17 protein-coding genes are annotated in these 16,231 nt (G+C 62.5%); 1 reads left to right on the forward strand and 16 read right to left on the reverse strand.

What is annotated here, in order from left to right; all coding sequences use genetic code 11:
• Positions 1-2: 2 nt before the first annotated feature.
• The 8 genes from purM to AB4Z15_RS03525 form a co-directional block, all read right to left on the reverse strand.
• Positions 3-1,160 carry a phosphoribosylformylglycinamidine cyclo-ligase gene (gene purM, locus AB4Z15_RS03490; RefSeq protein ID WP_442016082.1) on the reverse strand — a complete coding sequence of 386 codons (1,158 nt, stop codon included), beginning with the start codon at positions 1,158-1,160 and terminating at the stop codon, positions 3-5.
• Positions 1,157-2,788, reverse strand: coding sequence for an amidophosphoribosyltransferase (gene purF / locus AB4Z15_RS03495; RefSeq protein ID WP_442016083.1), 1,632 nt, complete (start codon positions 2,786-2,788; stop codon positions 1,157-1,159). Before purF ends, purM begins: the two co-directional genes overlap by 4 nt.
• 134 nt (positions 2,789-2,922) lie before the next feature.
• The gene (locus tag AB4Z15_RS03500; protein ID WP_442016084.1) at positions 2,923-3,267 is read right to left on the reverse strand and encodes a hypothetical protein; all 345 of its coding nucleotides are present in this window, start codon (positions 3,265-3,267) and stop codon (positions 2,923-2,925) included.
• Positions 3,268-3,357: 90 nt separating this feature from the next.
• On the reverse strand, positions 3,358-3,699 hold the full coding sequence (uraH, locus tag AB4Z15_RS03505; protein ID WP_442016085.1) for a hydroxyisourate hydrolase: 342 nt from the start codon (positions 3,697-3,699) through the stop codon (positions 3,358-3,360).
• Positions 3,696-4,205: a 2-oxo-4-hydroxy-4-carboxy-5-ureidoimidazoline decarboxylase gene (uraD, locus tag AB4Z15_RS03510; RefSeq protein WP_442016086.1), complete on the reverse strand. Its 510-nt coding sequence runs from the start codon at positions 4,203-4,205 to the stop codon at positions 3,696-3,698. The genes uraH and uraD overlap by 4 nt, the downstream gene beginning before the upstream one ends.
• Positions 4,206-4,359: 154 nt before the next feature.
• Positions 4,360-5,190, reverse strand: a complete 831-nt coding sequence (locus AB4Z15_RS03515) for a phosphatase PAP2 family protein (RefSeq protein ID WP_442016087.1) — start codon at positions 5,188-5,190, stop codon at positions 4,360-4,362.
• Positions 5,191-5,294: 104 nt separating this feature from the next.
• The gene (locus tag AB4Z15_RS03520) at positions 5,295-5,711 is read right to left on the reverse strand and encodes a hypothetical protein (RefSeq protein WP_442016088.1); all 417 of its coding nucleotides are present in this window, start codon (positions 5,709-5,711) and stop codon (positions 5,295-5,297) included.
• A gap of 389 nt (positions 5,712-6,100) precedes the next feature.
• A complete protein-coding gene (locus tag AB4Z15_RS03525; protein ID WP_442016089.1) occupies positions 6,101-6,499 on the reverse strand; it encodes a hypothetical protein in 399 nt (132 codons plus the stop codon).
• Positions 6,500-7,048: 549 nt separating this feature from the next.
• On the opposite strand from AB4Z15_RS03525, the gene AB4Z15_RS03530 reads away from it, so the two are divergent.
• Positions 7,049-8,143: a pyridoxal-phosphate-dependent aminotransferase family protein gene (locus AB4Z15_RS03530; RefSeq protein ID WP_442016090.1), complete on the forward strand. Its 1,095-nt coding sequence runs from the start codon at positions 7,049-7,051 to the stop codon at positions 8,141-8,143.
• 153 nt (positions 8,144-8,296) lie between these two features.
• Here AB4Z15_RS03530 and AB4Z15_RS03535 read toward each other — a convergent pair whose 3' ends face one another.
• The 8 genes from AB4Z15_RS03535 to AB4Z15_RS03570 form a co-directional block, all read right to left on the reverse strand.
• Positions 8,297-8,716 (reverse strand): ATP-binding protein, encoded by a 420-nt coding sequence (locus tag AB4Z15_RS03535; protein ID WP_442016091.1) that lies wholly within the window; start codon positions 8,714-8,716, stop codon positions 8,297-8,299.
• Positions 8,709-9,041, reverse strand: coding sequence for an STAS domain-containing protein (locus AB4Z15_RS03540; RefSeq protein WP_431116731.1), 333 nt, complete (start codon positions 9,039-9,041; stop codon positions 8,709-8,711). Before AB4Z15_RS03540 ends, AB4Z15_RS03535 begins: the two co-directional genes overlap by 8 nt.
• A complete protein-coding gene (locus tag AB4Z15_RS03545; protein ID WP_442016092.1) occupies positions 9,031-10,992 on the reverse strand; it encodes a glycosyltransferase family 2 protein in 1,962 nt (653 codons plus the stop codon). The genes AB4Z15_RS03540 and AB4Z15_RS03545 overlap by 11 nt, the downstream gene beginning before the upstream one ends.
• An 18-nt stretch (positions 10,993-11,010) precedes the next feature.
• The gene (locus AB4Z15_RS03550) at positions 11,011-12,180 is read right to left on the reverse strand and encodes a PP2C family protein-serine/threonine phosphatase (RefSeq protein WP_442016093.1); all 1,170 of its coding nucleotides are present in this window, start codon (positions 12,178-12,180) and stop codon (positions 11,011-11,013) included.
• Between the two features lie 178 nt (positions 12,181-12,358).
• Positions 12,359-12,829 (reverse strand): thioredoxin-dependent thiol peroxidase, encoded by a 471-nt coding sequence (gene bcp / locus AB4Z15_RS03555; RefSeq protein ID WP_431116728.1) that lies wholly within the window; start codon positions 12,827-12,829, stop codon positions 12,359-12,361.
• Between the two features lie 81 nt (positions 12,830-12,910).
• On the reverse strand, positions 12,911-13,693 hold the full coding sequence (locus AB4Z15_RS03560) for a winged helix-turn-helix domain-containing protein (RefSeq protein ID WP_442016094.1): 783 nt from the start codon (positions 13,691-13,693) through the stop codon (positions 12,911-12,913).
• A gap of 11 nt (positions 13,694-13,704) precedes the next feature.
• Positions 13,705-15,054 carry an allantoinase AllB gene (gene allB / locus AB4Z15_RS03565; RefSeq protein WP_442016095.1) on the reverse strand — a complete coding sequence of 450 codons (1,350 nt, stop codon included), beginning with the start codon at positions 15,052-15,054 and terminating at the stop codon, positions 13,705-13,707.
• Complete coding sequence (locus AB4Z15_RS03570; protein WP_442016096.1) at positions 15,047-16,216, reverse strand: glycerate kinase; 1,170 nt, start codon at positions 16,214-16,216, stop codon at positions 15,047-15,049. Before AB4Z15_RS03570 ends, allB begins: the two co-directional genes overlap by 8 nt.
• Positions 16,217-16,231: the final 15 nt, after the last annotated feature.

A 16,231-nucleotide genomic window follows, 5' to 3' on the forward strand; every position in this document is an offset into this window, starting at 1 on the left:
GCCTATGCGTAGGCGTTCACCAAACGTACGGCACCGCCGTCGACGCCCTTGGCACCCTGGACGTAGTCCGGGCCTGTCTTGTCGATCGAGTCAGAATCTGCAGTAACCGTACCCATGATCCAGGACGGCAGGCCGCGCTCGTTGAGGCGTGCCACGGCTGCGTCAGCGGCTTCCGGGGACACGATTGCCACCATGCCGACGCCGAGGTTCAGCGTGCGCTCAAGATCGGCGAGGGGCACGTTGCCAAGCTCGGAAACCAGCTTGAAGATAGCCGGCAGTTCCCACGTGTTGCGGTCAACAGTGGCAACCAGGCCCTGCGGGAGGACACGCGCCAGGTTGGCTGCCAGGCCACCACCGGTGACGTGGCTGAAGCCATGGACGGCCTGGCCGGCTGAGACCGGGAACGTGCGGGCGAGGTCCAGGCAGTCGGCTGCGTAGACGCGCGTGGGCTCCAGGAGCTCTTCGCCAAGTGTGCGGCCGAGCTCGGATACCTGGCGATCCAAGGCCCAACCGGCGTGGTTGATGACGCGGCGGACCAAGGAGTAGCCGTTGGAGTGCAGGCCGGAGGAGGCCATGCCAATCACGACGTCTCCGGCGCGGACGCGGTCCGGACCGAGCAAGGCGTCAGCTTCAACAACACCGGTAGCGGCACCGGCGACGTCATATTCGTGCTCACCCAGCAGGCCCGGGTGCTCAGCGGTCTCGCCGCCAACCAGGGCGGTGCCGGCAACAGAGCACGCCGCTGCGATACCGCGGACGATGTCCGCAATGCGCTCCGGGACAACCTTGCCGCAGGCGATGTAGTCCGTCATGTAGAGGGGCTCAGCGCCGACCACCACGATGTCGTCCACAACCATGCCGACGAGGTCGAAACCGATGGTGTCGTGGATGTCCATGGCCTGCGCGATGGCAACCTTGGTCCCCACGCCGTCAGTGGACGTGGCCAGCAGAGGCTTCTTGTAGGTGAGCAGCTTCGAGACGTCGTACAGGCCTGCGAAACCGCCGACGCCGCCAATCACCGAGGTGTTGTGGGTCGCCTTCACGGCGTCCTTCATGAGCTCGACTGCGCGGTCTCCCGCTTCGACGTCGACACCCGCGGAGGCGTAGGTGATGCCTGTTGAATTCGGGGTGCTTCCAGCGGCGGGGGTTGCGGAGGTCATACAGACTCTTTCTTGTCGGCGTCGGTCAAACGATCAGCGTCGGTCAGCAGGTTCTCGAATTCAGCATCGGGGCCCGGATCGCAGCCCGTAGCGCCGGGCTTCTCGGCCGGATCCTCGGAGTCGTCCACTGAGGAGGTGTCTTCAGCCGGAGCCAGTCCGCCGAGATCCGTGCGCTCCAGCAGGTTCTTGCCCAGCTTGTCGGCATGCGGCAGCTCAATCGGGTACTGGCCCGTGAAGCAAGCCGTGCAGAGGCGCTCGCGAGGCTGCTGGGTAGCGCCGATCATGCCGTCTTCGGAGATGTAGGCCAGCGAGTCGGCGCCGATTGCCTGGGAGATTTCCTCGATCGTGGCGCCGTTGGCAATCAGCTCTGCGCGGGAGGCGAAGTCGATGCCGTAGAAGCAGGGCCACTGGACCGGGGGAGAAGAGATCTTCACGTGGACAGCAGCGGCTCCTGCTTCGCGGAGCATCCGTACGATGGCGCGTTGCGTGTTGCCACGGACAATCGAGTCATCCACAACAACAACGCGCTTGCCCCGGATGACAGATTCCAAGGCGTTGAGCTTGAGGCGAATGCCCAACTGGCGCAGGGTCTGCGACGGCTGGATGAAGGTACGGCCTACGTAGGCGTTCTTGACGAAGCCATGAGCGAACGGGATGCCGGACTGCTCCGCGTAGCCAACAGCGGCCGGGGTTCCCGACTCGGGAACCGGGATGACGATGTCGGCCTCGTGGGTGTTTTCGCGGGCCAACTGGCGGCCCATCTCAACACGGGCTTCGTACACGGAACGGCCGGCGATGGCCGCATCCGGGCGGGCAAGGTAAACGTATTCGAAGACACAGCCGGCAGGCGTTGCCTCGGCAAAACGCTGGGAGCGGACGCCGTCCTCGTCGATGGCAATGAACTCGCCGGGCTCGATCTCACGGATAAAGCTCGCACCAACGGTGGCCAGGCCAGCTTGCTCCGAAGCAACAACCCAGCCGCGCTCCAGGCGGCCCAGACATAGCGGCCGAATGCCGTAGGTGTCGCGGGCGGCGTAGAGCGTCCCTTCATCCATGAAGACGAAACAGAAGCCACCCTTGATCTTGGGCAGCAGCTCCAACGCGGTCTGCTCCAGGGTTTTGCCCTCTTCGCCCTCAAGGAGTGCGGTCACCAAGGCGGTGTCCGAGGTATTTCCCTGCTTCATCTCACCGGTCAACTGGCCATCATTGCGCTGAAGGATCATTTCCCGGAGTTCAGCGGTGTTGGTCAGGTTGCCGTTGTGGGCCAAGGCAACCGTGCCGGTCGCGGTTGCGCCCAAGGTTGGCTGCGCATTGGCCCAGTGGCTTGCACCAGTGGTGGAGTACCGGCAGTGGCCAACGGCCAGGTGCCCAGTGAGGGTGTTGAGGGTCGTCTCATCGAAGACCTGGGACACAAGGCCCATGTCTTTATAGACGTTGATGCGCTTGCCGTCACTGGTAGCAATACCAGCCGATTCTTGTCCGCGGTGCTGCAGCGCATACAGCCCGTAATAGGTGAGTTTTGCTACTTCTTCACCGGGAGCCCAGACCCCAAAGACGCCACAAGCGTCCTGAGGGCCTTTTTCGCCGGGGAGAAGATCATGAGAAAGTTTTCCGTCGCCACGTGCCACTGGTCGATTGTCTCATGTTGTGGCCGTGGTAACTTCCCGCTCCGGCTTTGTGACCCCATGAATAGGCCCGATTCGGCCAAAATGCGGTGTGTCTCACAGCGGCACCCCCGAAAGAGGCGGGTCGGCTGCTTTAGTTAGCGGCCGCCGTCGTGCTCTGGACCCTCATCCGGAACCGAATCCGGAACGGCCTCCACTACGGCCCGCTTGGTCCGCTTGACGCTGATCCGGTCAAGAACCAAGGCCAGGATCGAGAACAGGATGACGCCTCCGGAAACGCAGGCCACCAGGAAGAAGCCGAAGACGGTGCTGGCGTCGAAGGCGGGGTCCGCGGGACGGCCGTACGCGATGAAGGCGGCGGCGATTGCACCCACAATGGCACCGAGAATCATGAACGGAACGAACCTGGGTGCCCGGCGAACTGTAATTTCGCGGCGGGCAGTGCCATTTCCGGATTGGGCGTTGGTGTCCTCTGAAGCCATGCCTTCAAGCCTACCGTTCCTCGCCGAGGTGACAGTTAATGCCGATGTCCTCGCGGAACATTGGCATTAACTGTCACCTCGGCGAGTACGTCAGCTACCGCGGTACGTCGAAAACGCGAACGGGCTCAGGAGCAGCGGCACGTGATAGTGCTCGCCGGCGTCCGAAACCGTGAAGTTCAAATCCACTTCCGGGAAGAACGTTTCCGTGCCGAGGCCCTCGTAGTAGGTGCCTGTGGCAAAGTTCAGACGGTAAGCGCCGCCCGGAATCCGCTCCGGACCGAGGTCCTTGACACGGCCGTCGCCATCGGTCTCGCCCTTTGCGATCAGAGTCCAGTTATCGCCTTCGCGGACGTAGAGTACGACGGCGACCCCCGCCGCCGGGCGACCGGAACCGGTATCCAGGATGTGCGTGGTTACCTGTGAAACACTCATGCATTTTCTCCTTCGCTGAACACGCCTGAGAGTCGCAGCAATGCGATCTCCCGCAGCTGGCCAGCCACAATTGCGTCTTCTTCTTCGGGGGTGTGGGTGAGGCGTTCCTGAAGGGAACTCAGGATTTCCTGGGCGCTGCGTCCTGCCGCGCGGATCAGGAAGACCCTGCCGAACTTCTCTTCGTAGGCGCTGTTCCCCTCGGCGAGGGCGGCGGCTGTGCCGTCGTCGCTGGGGTCCACTCCGGATTGTTCCGAACGGGACATGGCCGCCTCGGTGGTCTGGGCCTTGGGTCGTTCGCCGATCCGGGGGTGGTGGGCGAGCGCGGACTCCACCTCTTCCGGCGTGAACGGCTCGGCGGCTTGGCGGGCCCGCCCCAGCAGTTCGTCGACGCTCGTGAAGGGTCGGGCGTCGGCGACGTCCTCAACCCAGCGGCTGATATCCAGGCAAGGGGTCAGGGTCCTGATGGCCTCGTCCCGGTCGACACTGTTGAATACTGCAAGCTCCATGCTTGTCATCCTCGTGCAAATGCTGGCATCCATGGTGTGGGCTATGCGGAACTCCTGCCTTTCAGCAGGAGGAAGCTTGCTTCTCATTGCTTCCGCATCATGGAACTGTTATTTCAGCATACGTAAATAGTTAAGCGGAGCACTTGGGCTGGTGTCAAGAGAGTATCGCGTTCGTGCGCCGCGTTCTCACAGTGAGGTAGAGGCGGTGCGCCGTAATCACCAAAGCAAGCCACGCTATCCCGAGAATCCACGCGGCCAGGACATCAGTGAGCCAGTGGTGCCCGAGGTAGACGCGGCTCAACCCCATGGTCATGGCAAACGCTGATGCAACCACCACTGTGGTGATTCTGGCCCTGGCCGTTTTGAGGCGAAGAATGATCAAGTAAGCCACAATTCCTGCGATCACGATGGAGTTCAGGGAATGGCCGCTGGGGAACGACGGCGAGTGCTCGTACGGAGGAATGGCGTCCGCGAGGTCAGGGCGGGTGCGGCCAAACAACGGCTTCCCCAGAATCGTCATGAGCAGTGAGCCCAGGCCCGCAGTCAGCATCAGGATGACAGGAGTCCAAGAGCGGCGCTTTGTGGCCAGCGCAATCATGATCCCCACCGCGATGATGGGCATGCCAACCGTGCCGCCAACATTCGTATAAGCAGTGATGGCAAGGTCCATTGCGGGGGAGCGAACCGTCTTGGCGGCGTCAAGGACCGGGTGGTCAAGGCCAGCGACCCCGTCAGCTTCCGTGACTGACTCGTAGACCTCGCCGAAAGCCACTGCGAGGGATACAGCGATGACAAGTCCCACTGCCAACGTGATGATCAGCGCGGCATACGGGCCCAGAAGTTTGGTGATTCGTTGTGCAGCTCCCGCCAGGACGCGGCCTACCCGGGTGTTCCACCGTGTGAGGTCCTGGCCTGCGACGAACCGGTCCTGGGTTACCTCGCCGCGGACGCCCTTCTCCGGCTGCTCTTTTCCTTCAGTCGTCACCCTTGTCCCCTCACTGTGGCGGCTGTGCCCGCACCGTGGCGGCCTCCGTATTGGTGAGTAACCTTAGCAGTTTGGGCTTGGGGGCAGCTCGCCCTGAGACTGTGCTAGCTACGTGGCGAGATTGGGAGCGCCTTGGTTCCGAAATTCCTCAACGATCCCTTCAGTTCATTGCTTCCCTTAACCTGAACGAGGCAACTCAATCTGTCTGCTGAATCTTGGATGAGAACTTCAAGCTTGGTCTCGTTGCGGCTGAACCCGTTTGCGGTATATTCCTCGGCGCGTTTCCGGCAATCTGTTTCTGCGGTCCCGGGGTCGGCGCTGGAGAAGACAATTTCGGCCGTATGAAGCTGATCGCAACTGACATCACGCTGAGAGAATCGGTTCCAGCACTGTCTCAAAGCTGCATGGTCCTGACCGATCAATCCATCCTGTATTTTCGTTGTTAGTCCGGCCGGCACGCTCACTATGCAGCCGATCGAATCCACCACGGTGGGAATGAGGTCCTGCCGCACGGTGTCCATGTGGGTCGTGCCTCCAGCGAATTCAACCAGAGCTGTCAGATCGCATGGACCGTCAGGCGAAATTATCTCTGCTGAGTGAGGCCGGTCGCACGATGAAAGAGCTGATGCGCCGCTCAAGCAATCGCCCCTAACCGGTCCAGGTTTACTTTCTGGAGTGCTGCGACTCTCTGCGGTCCTATTGCTACCTGCACTGCTTTGCGTTGATGGGTTGCTGTTTCCGGCGCTCAATTGCGGAACCACGAATGGAAGGACGAATGGGGCTATGGCTACGAAGAGAGCCGCTATCGTGGCTAGAGAAGCCACATTGCCCAAGCTAAGACGGGGTGATCCTTTTTTGTTGCCCTTTGGTGTTCGGACCGGTTGCTCGGGAATGTCCACAAGTTCGAGCTTCAGTCGAGGGTCACGTCTGAGATGACTGCCGTCACTGACCGCGAATCGTTGCTTTGGGGGTCCTCGGCAGTCAACTCGATCTTTACAGCATTGACCATTTTGGTCGCCACCGAGATTTCCTGAACGGTGTTGAATGGGACTTTGCGGACATCCAACTGCTTGCCATTACCCAACACCCTTACAACGAGTATCTTGTCTGAAGACTTCGAATCATTGGCTTGCCCGACGTTGAACTTTAATGCGTCAAAGTTGTTAGCCAGACGCAACTCCAGTGTCTTTTGCTGCCCATAACTACCGACATGGGTGGCGATGCCTGAGACGTCGGACTTGTCAGCGACGTCGAAACGGCTTTCAGTCCAACTAGTGTCCGGATCGAAGAAGTTGGCGAGTGAAAGCACCGACCCCGCCTTATCAATAGCGACCGGTCCGGAAGAAGCCGGAGCGCTTGATTGGGTGGCAGGAGTGGAGCTTTGAGGCGAAGAAGATTTTTCGGAAGGCGAAGGTGAAGTGCTCTTCGATGATTCTGTAGCTGTAGGACTTGCCGATACCGAGTTGGACTGGTCGCCTGCAACTTGAGTGGAAACACTAGGAGCGGAGCAGGCAGAAGTAGCCAGTGCCACGGCAAGAAGCGTGACTCCGAGGCCTAGCATGCGGTGTTTCAAGACGTCCCCAATTCTTTCGGCGGCGCGAAAAACTACACGCCCACAAGTGCAACTGCTGGATCAGTAGGTATCAACCGAGCTAAGGCAATAATGCCATTCCCGCTAGGAAACTCTACTCATTTGCTAAATCATGTCGGCAGCGATAAATCGGCCCCGTTCACCAAGTCCCTCGCGGGAAAAGCACGACGAACGCCATTATGGTGGGCATCGATGTCGGTCAACTTGGCTCGCCCCGTACCGCACGCTGGGGCAGAATGACGAGAACCAGCTGAAGGAGTTTCGCACATGCCAGACATACTGACGTCAAGGTTCCTGTTCGGTCCCGGCCCGAGCAACTGCTACCCCGAGGCCATGGCCGCGCTGGCCTATCCGGTGCTCGGGCATTTGGATCCGGTCTTCATTGAACGCTTGGACCACACGTGCGAGGGGTTGCGGGCTGTCTGGGGTACTTCGAATGCGCGTACGCTCCCGCTGAGTGCCACAGGTTCAGGCGGCATGGAGGCCGCTTTCGTGAACACCGTGTCCGACGGCGACGTGGCAGTCATCGCTGTCAACGGACTTTTTGGGGCGCGCATGTGTGAGGTCGCTCGGCGGTGCGGGGCAACTGTCGTCCGGGTTGACCACGAGTGGGGCCAACCGGTGGATGCGGACCGCGTGCTCTCTGCCCATCCGAATCCGAAGGTGATTGCCGCCGTCCATGCTGAAACGTCTGTCGGTGTCCTCTCCGACATCGCTGCGCTCGGGGCAGGGAAGGGCGACGCCTTGCTGATCACCGACGCCGTGACGTCCATCGGCGGACTGGAGCTTTTGGCAGACGACTGGGGGATCGACGTCGGATATGCCGGGACTCAAAAGTGCCTGGGCGTTCCGCCTGGGCTGTCGCCGTTCACTGTCTCGGACCGCGCCTTCGAGCGGCGCGTCAAGGATCCCCGCTCGTGGTACTTGGATATCGGGCTGCTCGGCGGCTACGTCGGCGCTGCCAGTGGCGCCCGCACTTACCACCACACAGCGCCGGTCACCATGATCGCCGGGCTGGAAGCCGCGCTCGACCGCATCCTCGCCGAGGGGCTCGACGTCGTCCAAGCCCGCCACCGCGCTGCCGGCGCTGCGTTGCAGAACGGACTGCAGGAGATCGGACTCGAGCTGTTCGCTGCCGAGGGTGCGCGGCTGCCGAGCCTCACCACCGTGAAAGTGCCCGACGGCGTCAACTCGGCCGCCGTCCGCGCTTACCTCCTGGAGAACTTCAGTATGGAAATCGGCTCCGGGGTGGGCGAGTTCGCGGATACGGTCTGGCGCATCGGAATGATGGGGCCGAACGCGAACAGCGCCTCGGTAACCCTGGTGTTGGGCGCACTCAAAGAGGCCATCGACAAGGCGTAAGTGAGAGAAGGATCCGAGAAACCGGCAATTATGTGAGAGAAGGATCCGAGAAACCGGCGATTATGTGAGAGAACGTCGGTACTTCGGACGTTCTCTCAGATCGTGTGAACTGGTTTGGGCGGATGTTCTCTCACTTCCGGTAGTGCGGAAGGGTCAGGTTTCGCGGGTCAGGATCCACGTGTTGGTTCCGTCTTGGCGTTCGAAGGTTACGGTTGTCACCAAGGCTTCGATGAGCGCCAGGCCGCGTCCGGATTCGGCGTCCTCGTCCGGCATGTTGGCCTGCATGTCCTCGGCGAAGGGCTCGCGGGCGTTGTAGGCACTGACGCGGGCTTGAAGGCGGCTTGGCCGGACGCTGATGTCCACCCCGATCTCCACGGGCTTCTCGGCCACGGGAAGGGCATGTTGCACGATGTTGGCGGCAGCCTCGATGACGGCGGTGGTGAAGGTCATGCGGTCCATGTCCGGGACGAAGGAGGCGTCGTCCCACAAGGCATCAAGCTCGCCATGGATGGCTTCGATTGCTTCTTCGTTGGACAGGCCGCGGAATCCCCTGCGTGCGATGACCTCAGTCATTTCCGAACGCCTCCTCGGCTGAGGAGTACGCGGTGAGAACACGGTCCATGTTGGTAAGTTCCAAGACCATTTTGACCTGTGGCTGCACACCCGAGATTCGCAAATCGCCGCCTGCCTGACGGGCCGCTTTGAGGCAACCGATGAGGGCTCCGAGGCCCGAGGAATCCATGAAGTCGGTCTCTTCAAGGTTCACCACAACGCGACTGGACCCACCCGCCACAACCTCGGCCACTAGTTCGCGCAGCTTCGGAGCGGCCACCATATTCAACCGGCCGACGCTCTTCACCTCCGCGTAGGAGTCTTTGACCTCGTAGCTAAACTGCATCAGCATTCCTCTCTTCGGAGACTTCAGGAACAAAGCCCTTGTACAAAACCGCCTTGACCAGCACGCTGAGGACCACCAGATCGTAAGTTACCCACGCTACATTCACCACGGTTCCGAGGGGCTCCGACAGGCCAGTAAGAAGCCGCGCCAGCCCAACAACCAGGGCAACGGCAAGCAACACAGCAACGATGATCTGTGGTCGAATCAGGCTCCAGCTGGGGCCGCCACTCTGCCTGGCTTTGGGCGTTACGGCGAACCCGAGGGGACGTCCGAACCAGACGTTGCGTGCCGCCGTCGTGCAGGCCTTGATCCAGGTGGGGAACAGCGCGAGGCTGTACTGCTGCCCGCGCCAGGTGGGAATCCCGTGGCCAGCGATGACGAACAGCATCTGGTTTACCACCATGAACGGGATGAAACGGGCGAAAAAATCCAAGCTCAGGCTACTGACAGGGAGGATGCCCAGCGTCAGGTAGATGATGGGTGCCGCAAAGTAGACGACGGCCGCGAAGCCGCTCAGGTAGCTCCACATGGTGGAGAAGTACATGAGCCGCTGGCCCCACGCGAGGCGGCGTTGGACCAGCGGGTTCTCGCGCAGGAGGACCTGCATGGTGCCTTGGGCCCAGCGAAGGCGTTGGGTCAGCATGGTCTTGATGTCCTCGGGGGCCAGGCCGTTGGCGAGGACTTCGTGGTGGTACACGCTCTTCCAGCCGAGGGCGTGAAGGCGCATCGCCGTGGCCATATCCTCAGTGACCGAGATGGTGGCCAAGGGCATGATCGGCTGGGCTTCCTCGGTGCGTTCCACGGAGATGGCGTCCAGGACTGCGTGAACGGACTCGAGGGCGCCCAGCGGGGACCAGTCGCGTCCGGACATGCGGTCGACGGCCTCACTCGCCACAGTCGTGACGCCGGACTCGCCGACGTGGGCCAGTTCCATGGCGGCGATTTCTTCGAGGTCGGATTGGAGCGCTGAGAAGTCGGCGGCCACGAGCGTGCGAACGGCATCGTCCACTTTGCGGCGTACACGGTACGTGATCTCGCTGAGGGATGCCCCGGCTTCGAGCTCCTGCTGGGCGCTTTCCGTGGCGGCTTCCACCTCGTTGAGCATTTGCTCCACCAGCGGGTTCTCCGCCTCCGCCGAACGCCGGGCCTTCTTGATGGCTGACCGCGACGCAGCCAGGGCACGGCGCACGCTCTTCTCCGTGGCCTTGACGTAGCCCACCAAACCAAGCTGCATCAGGGCTTCCCTGCGCAGGATTGCATTGGAGCCGCAGAAGAATGCCGCATTCCAGCCGTCCTTGCCCTGCTGGATGGGGCCGTAGAAAAGGGGCGCCTGGCTGCCCAGGGGATCGTCGGCGGGAACGTTGATGAAGTACTGCGGCGTCTGCACCAACGCCACGCGGTCATCGTTGAAGTAGCCCAGCGTCTTGTCCAGGATGTCCGGTTCGGGGATCTGGTCGGCGTCGAGAATCAACAGGTACTCGCCCGACGTGACCATGAGCGCGTTGTTCAGGTTGCCGGCCTTGGCGTGCCGCGGCATGTCCGGCGTCCAGTCGGCGCCGCGGGTTACGTAGCCGATCCCGTTCGACTCGGCGAGCTCGCGCATCTCGGGGCGGTCGCCGTCGTCCAGAATCCAGGTGCTGTGCGGCCAGCGGATGCCCTTGGCGGCGAGGGCCGTGGTCATCACCAGGTCCAGCGGTTCGTTGTACGTGGTGATGAAAACGTCCACGGTGGCGGTATCCGGCGCCGCGGGCGGTGGCTTGCGAATCTTCAGGTTCCAGACCGTCAGGCCGAAAAGCATGACGTCAATGAGGCTGTACGTCTCGGCAATCACCAGCGGAACAGCGATCCACCACGCTTCCCAGTTCAGCGAAGCCAGCCAGCGCCACGCCACGTAATTGACGCCCAGAATGACCGTGAGGACAACACAAAGCCGAGTCCAGAATCGCGTCACGTTCCCCCCTTTTTGTGGCTAGTGCCGGATGGTCTGGGCAACTCCGCTGTGGTTGCCTTCCAGCCCACCATCCCGGCCAACTTCACGGCGTCGGTGAACCACGACGGCGGTCACGTCATCTTCCGCCGTGTCCGCCGGTGCCAGCTCGAGCAGGGCAGCGCAGACGTCATTCGAGGTGCCCCCGCTCCGCGCCGCCTTCTCTACGTTCCTCACGAACTCTTCAAGGGAATCATGCGCGTCGAGCACGCCGTCGCTGACGATCACCAGCGAATCCCCGGGCTCCAGCTGCAGTTCCGCGGCCGGCCATTGCTGTCCGTCCAGGATCCCGACAGGTGGCCCGGCGGAAACCAACCTCCTGGCAGCCCCCTCGGCCGGGACGTGCAGGCCAAGTCCATGACCGGCGTCGATATAGCTGAGCTTGCCCGAGGCACTGTCCAGGCGAGCATGGAACATTGTCACGAAGGACCCGGACTGGTCCAGATCGGAGGTCAGCGTGGCGCTGGCGGACTCAAAAGCGTCAGCAATTGCCGGGGTATCCGCCACTGACCGCATCACGGCGCGGACGGTGGCCGCTATCAAGGCCGCGCCCATTCCCTTGCCCATGGCGTCGGCGAACGTCAGGTGCATGCCGTCGCTGGTCTGGTACCAGTCGTAGAAGTCCCCACCTACGCTGCGCGATGGGCGGAAAGCGCCAGCAACGTCGTAATCGTTCAGCCGGACTGTTTCCTGCGGGAGGAGGCTTGTCTGCACAACCGCGGCGCGGGCGAGTTCGTCCGTCTGGCGCGTGTCCTCGGCGGGTGCGGCGGGCGTCCGTGCCCTGCGGAACAGTGCCCGGATGCGGGCCTGCAGTTCCTTGGGGCTGAACGGCTTGTTGATGTAATCGTCTGCGCCCGTGTCCAAACCGGTAAGCCGGTCAATCTCGTCGGCACGGGCCGTGAGCATCATGATGTAAGCGTCAGAGAATTCCCGGAGACGCCGGCAAACTTCCATGCCATCGATGTCCGGGAGGTTGATGTCCAGCGTCACCAGTTCGGCGTTGGTGTTACGGACAGCCTCGACGCCGGAAAGACCGTCGGGGGCTTCTGTCACCACAAAATCGAGCTGCTCAAGGACCAGAACGAGGAGGCCACGGATGTCGGCGTCATCTTCGACGACTACAGCATGGCGAGGGGACGGGGTTGAGACCATGGCTCCATTAACTACTGCCGCGGAGGTTTTGTCACGTTTAGTAAAGAGACGTGTAACGCCCGCTCACAATAGTGGGCGGGCGTTACAAAAATTGTGCAGTTATGTGCGAGAGGGATTCCCTCAAACCCGCAGGATGTGAGAGAAGGATAGCCTCAAAGCCGCAGGATGTGAGAGAGGGTTAGACGCCCAACAGCTCTTCCTTCAAGGCCTGGACGTGGCCCTGGGCGCTGACTTGGTACTGGGTGAGCTTGACGGTGCCTTCGCCGTCGAGCACAACAGTGGAACGAACCAGGCCTTCGACGATCTCGCCGTCAACCAGCTTCTCGCCCCAGGCACCGTATGCGAGGGCCACGGCGTGGTCCTCATCGGAGAGCAGCGGGAAGGTCAGCGCAAATTCACCAGTGAACTTGGCGAGGGCCTCGGGGCCGTCAGGGGAGATCCCGATGACGTCGTAGCCGTTGCCCTGCAGGCTTGCGAGGTTGTCGCGGAAATCGCAGGCCTCGGTGGTGCAGCCGGGGGTGGCTGCTTTGGGGTAGAAGTACACAATGACGTTGCGTCCGCGGTAATCGGACAGCGAGACCTTGGTGCCGTCGGCGTCGAGCAGCGCGAAGTCAGGTGCTTGCGTTCCGACGAGGAGTTTCTGGGTCATGGCGATCCTTTGCGTTTCACCGGCACGCAGCCGGCATTGGTCATTCAAGTAAACGGATTGTCTAAAGACAGAACAGCGAAGTCAGATGCTGTATTCCGCAGGTCCGCGCACTGTGGCATAAGGCCCTGGCACGAACTGGTAGCCACCACCACGGACGGTGGCGACAGTGTGGCGGGCGCTTCCGAGCTTCCGCCGCACCCTTCCAACATAAACGTCAATGGAGCGAAATGCCGCGCCGGGGAGGTCAAATGACTCCAGGAAGCGTTGCAATTCTTCACGACTGATGGCGCGCGAGCAGTTCACCACGAGGTAGCGCAACAGCTTGTATTCCATGCCAGTAAAGGCAACCGGCTCGCCGTCGAGCAGCACTACTTCAGCGGCAAGGTCGATTGCAAGTTGACTACGACGCCCGGCCAACATGACGGGCTCGACGGCGGTGCTGCCGCCACCTGTGGTCTGGCCCCCGCCAACGGACATATCACCCTCGCGTACGGAGGTGATTCGTCCGTTGGAGGGGGAATTTCCGTCTGCGAGAGTCTCGGCGAGGGACAGGGAAGGGTGGGTACCGGCGTCGGCGGCTTCCTGCGGAGTGCCGCCCCAGGAAGTATCGCCGACGCCGGAGTGTTCTGCCCCGATGGCGGGCCAGATGCGGACTTCCGCCTCCGGGGCAAGTTTCATGGCCCGGGCCAGCACAAGGCGTGCTGCCCGTTCCCAGACTGCTGGATCCATCTCGTCGCCCTCGGCCGGGTTGACCCAGAGGGCGAGGCCCCGCGCGCTGACTCCCGGTCGCCGGTCCGGCCGGCGGCCCGTGGCCCGCGCTGCGGGATCACGGAAAGGCGGTGGCCCGTAGGCACTGACTGCCATGGCGGTGGACCCTAAACGTTGCCGCGGCGGAGCAGCTTGCCGCCGGGGTTCTGGCCGTCGATCGGGGTGCCGCGCAGGTAGGTTTTGCGGACGACGCCGGCCAGTGGACGGCCGTCGTACGGCGTGATCGGGTTCTTGTGCTTGAGCTTTGTGACGTCCACAACGAAGGCTTCGTCCGGGGCGAAGATGGAGAAGTCGGCGTCGTAGCCCAGGGCGAGCTGGCCCTTGTTGTGCAGGCGGGCCAGGGCGGCAGGCTTCTCAGCCATCCAGGAGACGACCTGTTCCAGCGGGATGCCGCGGTGGCGGGCTTCTGTCCAGATGAGGGACAGGCCCAGCTGGAGCGAGGAAACGCCGCCCCAAGCTACTGCGAAGTCGCCGTTTTCCAGGTCCTTCAAATCCAGTGTGGAGGGGGAGTGGTCCGAGACGATGCAGTCGATGGTGCCGTCCTGCAGGCCCTTCCAGAGGAGCTCGCGGTTGGAGGCCTCACGGATGGGCGGGCAGCACTTGTAGGCCGTGGCGCCGTCGGGGATCTCTTCGGCCATGAGCGTCAGGTAGTGCGGGCACGTCTCAACGGTGAGGTGGACGCCGTCGCGCTTTGCGGACGCGATCATCGGCAGTGCGTCGGAGGAGGAGAGGTGCAGGATGTGGGCGCGGGCGCCGGTCCAGCGGGCGCGCTCGATGACCTCGGCGATTGCCTTGTTCTCGGCGCCGCGGGGGCGGGAGGCGAGGAAGGTTTCGTAGTGGTCGCCGCCGGGGTGCGGGGCGCGGTCGATCGCGTGGGAGTCCTCGGCGTGCACGATCATGAGGGAGTCGAAGGACTTGAGCTCGGCCATGTCCTCTTCCATCTCATCCGCGTCCAAGTGCGGGAACTCGTCCACGCCGGAGTGCAGGAGGAAGCACTTGAAGCCGAAAACGCCTTCGTCGTGCAGCGGGCGGAGGTCCTTCTTGTTGCCCGGGATGGCACCGCCCCAGAATCCGACGTCCACGAATGCCTGATCCTTGGCCACGACGCGCTTCTGCTCCAGGCCGTCCACGCTGGTGGTGGGCGGGATGCTGTTCAGCGGCATGTCGATGATGGTGGTCACGCCACCGGCAGCTGCGGCGCGGGTGGCGGAGGCGAAGCCTTCCCACTCGGTGCGGCCGGGCTCGTTGACGTGGACGTGCGTGTCCACGAGGCCGGGGATGAGGGTTTCGTCGTCTGCGAGTTCGATGACCTCGTTGCCCGTCAGGCCGTTGCCCAGGGGTTCGATTGCGACGATGATGCCGTCGCGGATGCCAACTTCGCGGGCTGCGAGTCCGGCGGTGGTCAGGATGCGCTGTCCCCGGATAACGAGGTCATAGGCTCCGATTGCTTCAGACATTGAGGTACTCCTTGTTTTCGGTCCGTTCCGCCAGATACACGCCTATGTGCTTACCTAATTGTTCAAGCAACGGACCGGCTTCAGCGATACATTTTTGGACATCTTTTTCCAGATCGGTGAGTGCGTGGACCGTGTGGAAGCCGGCATCCGTGAGTTGTTCCCGGCTCAGGGTACTCCGGCCGCAGACTGCGATCACGGGGACCCCGGCCTTCTGTGCTGCCCGCGAGACGCCCATGGGGGTCTTGCCGAGCAGGCTTTGCTCGTCCAGGCTGCCTTCTCCGGTGATCACCAGATCGGCGCCCTTAAGTCTCTGTTCAAGGTCAGTGAATTCAAGCACGACGTCGATACCCGGCCGCCGCTCTGCCTTCAGGGCCGCGATGGCAATGTAACCAACACCGCCTGCTGCTCCGGCGCCGGGTGCCTTCGCGGCGTGCTTGGCCTGCTGACCGGTTGTGGCTGCGAGGATGTCGACGAAGTGTTGTATTGCGGCGTCCAGTTCGGCGACGTCGTCCGGCGTCGCGCCCTTCTGCGGACCGAAGATGGCTGGGGCTCCGCTGGCCCCCAAAAGGGGATTGTCGACGTCGGACGCCAACACGAACTCCGTTGCCTCGACGCGGACGTCGAAGTTGGAGAAATCGATGGTGTTCACCTGTGCCAATGCAGCGCCGCCTCCGGGGAGCTCGTTGCCGTTCTTGTCCAAGAAGACGGCGCCGAGGCCCTGCAGGACTCCGGCGCCGGCGTCGGTGTTGGCGCTGCCGCCCACACCCAGGATGATCCTGCGGCAGCCGAGGTCCAGCGCGGCGCGGATGAGTTCGCCGGTTCCGATGCTGGTTGCCGTTTTGGCTGTTTCAGATGTGGGGCCGTCCGGGAGGAGAGCCAGGCCGGAAGCAGCCGCCATTTCGATGACTGCTTCCTGGTCCCGCACTGCGAAGTCTGCCTTCACTGGTTCGCCCAGCGGGCCGGTGACGGTAGTGGTCCGGCGGGTGAAGCCGGAGCCGATGGCGGCGTCGATGGTGCCTTCGCCGCCGTCGGCCACCGGAATGCGTGTTGCTTCAAAACCCTTCGAACCGAAGCCGGCGAGCAGGCCTGTTGCCAGGTGCTTGGCGACGTCGGGCGCGGACAGCGAGCCCTTGAATTTGTCCGGGGCGATGACAACACGCATTCCGGTGCTCCTTTT

It is taken from the genome of Paenarthrobacter sp. 2TAF44 (assembly GCF_052114885.1).
Classification (GTDB): domain Bacteria; phylum Actinomycetota; class Actinomycetes; order Actinomycetales; family Micrococcaceae; genus Arthrobacter.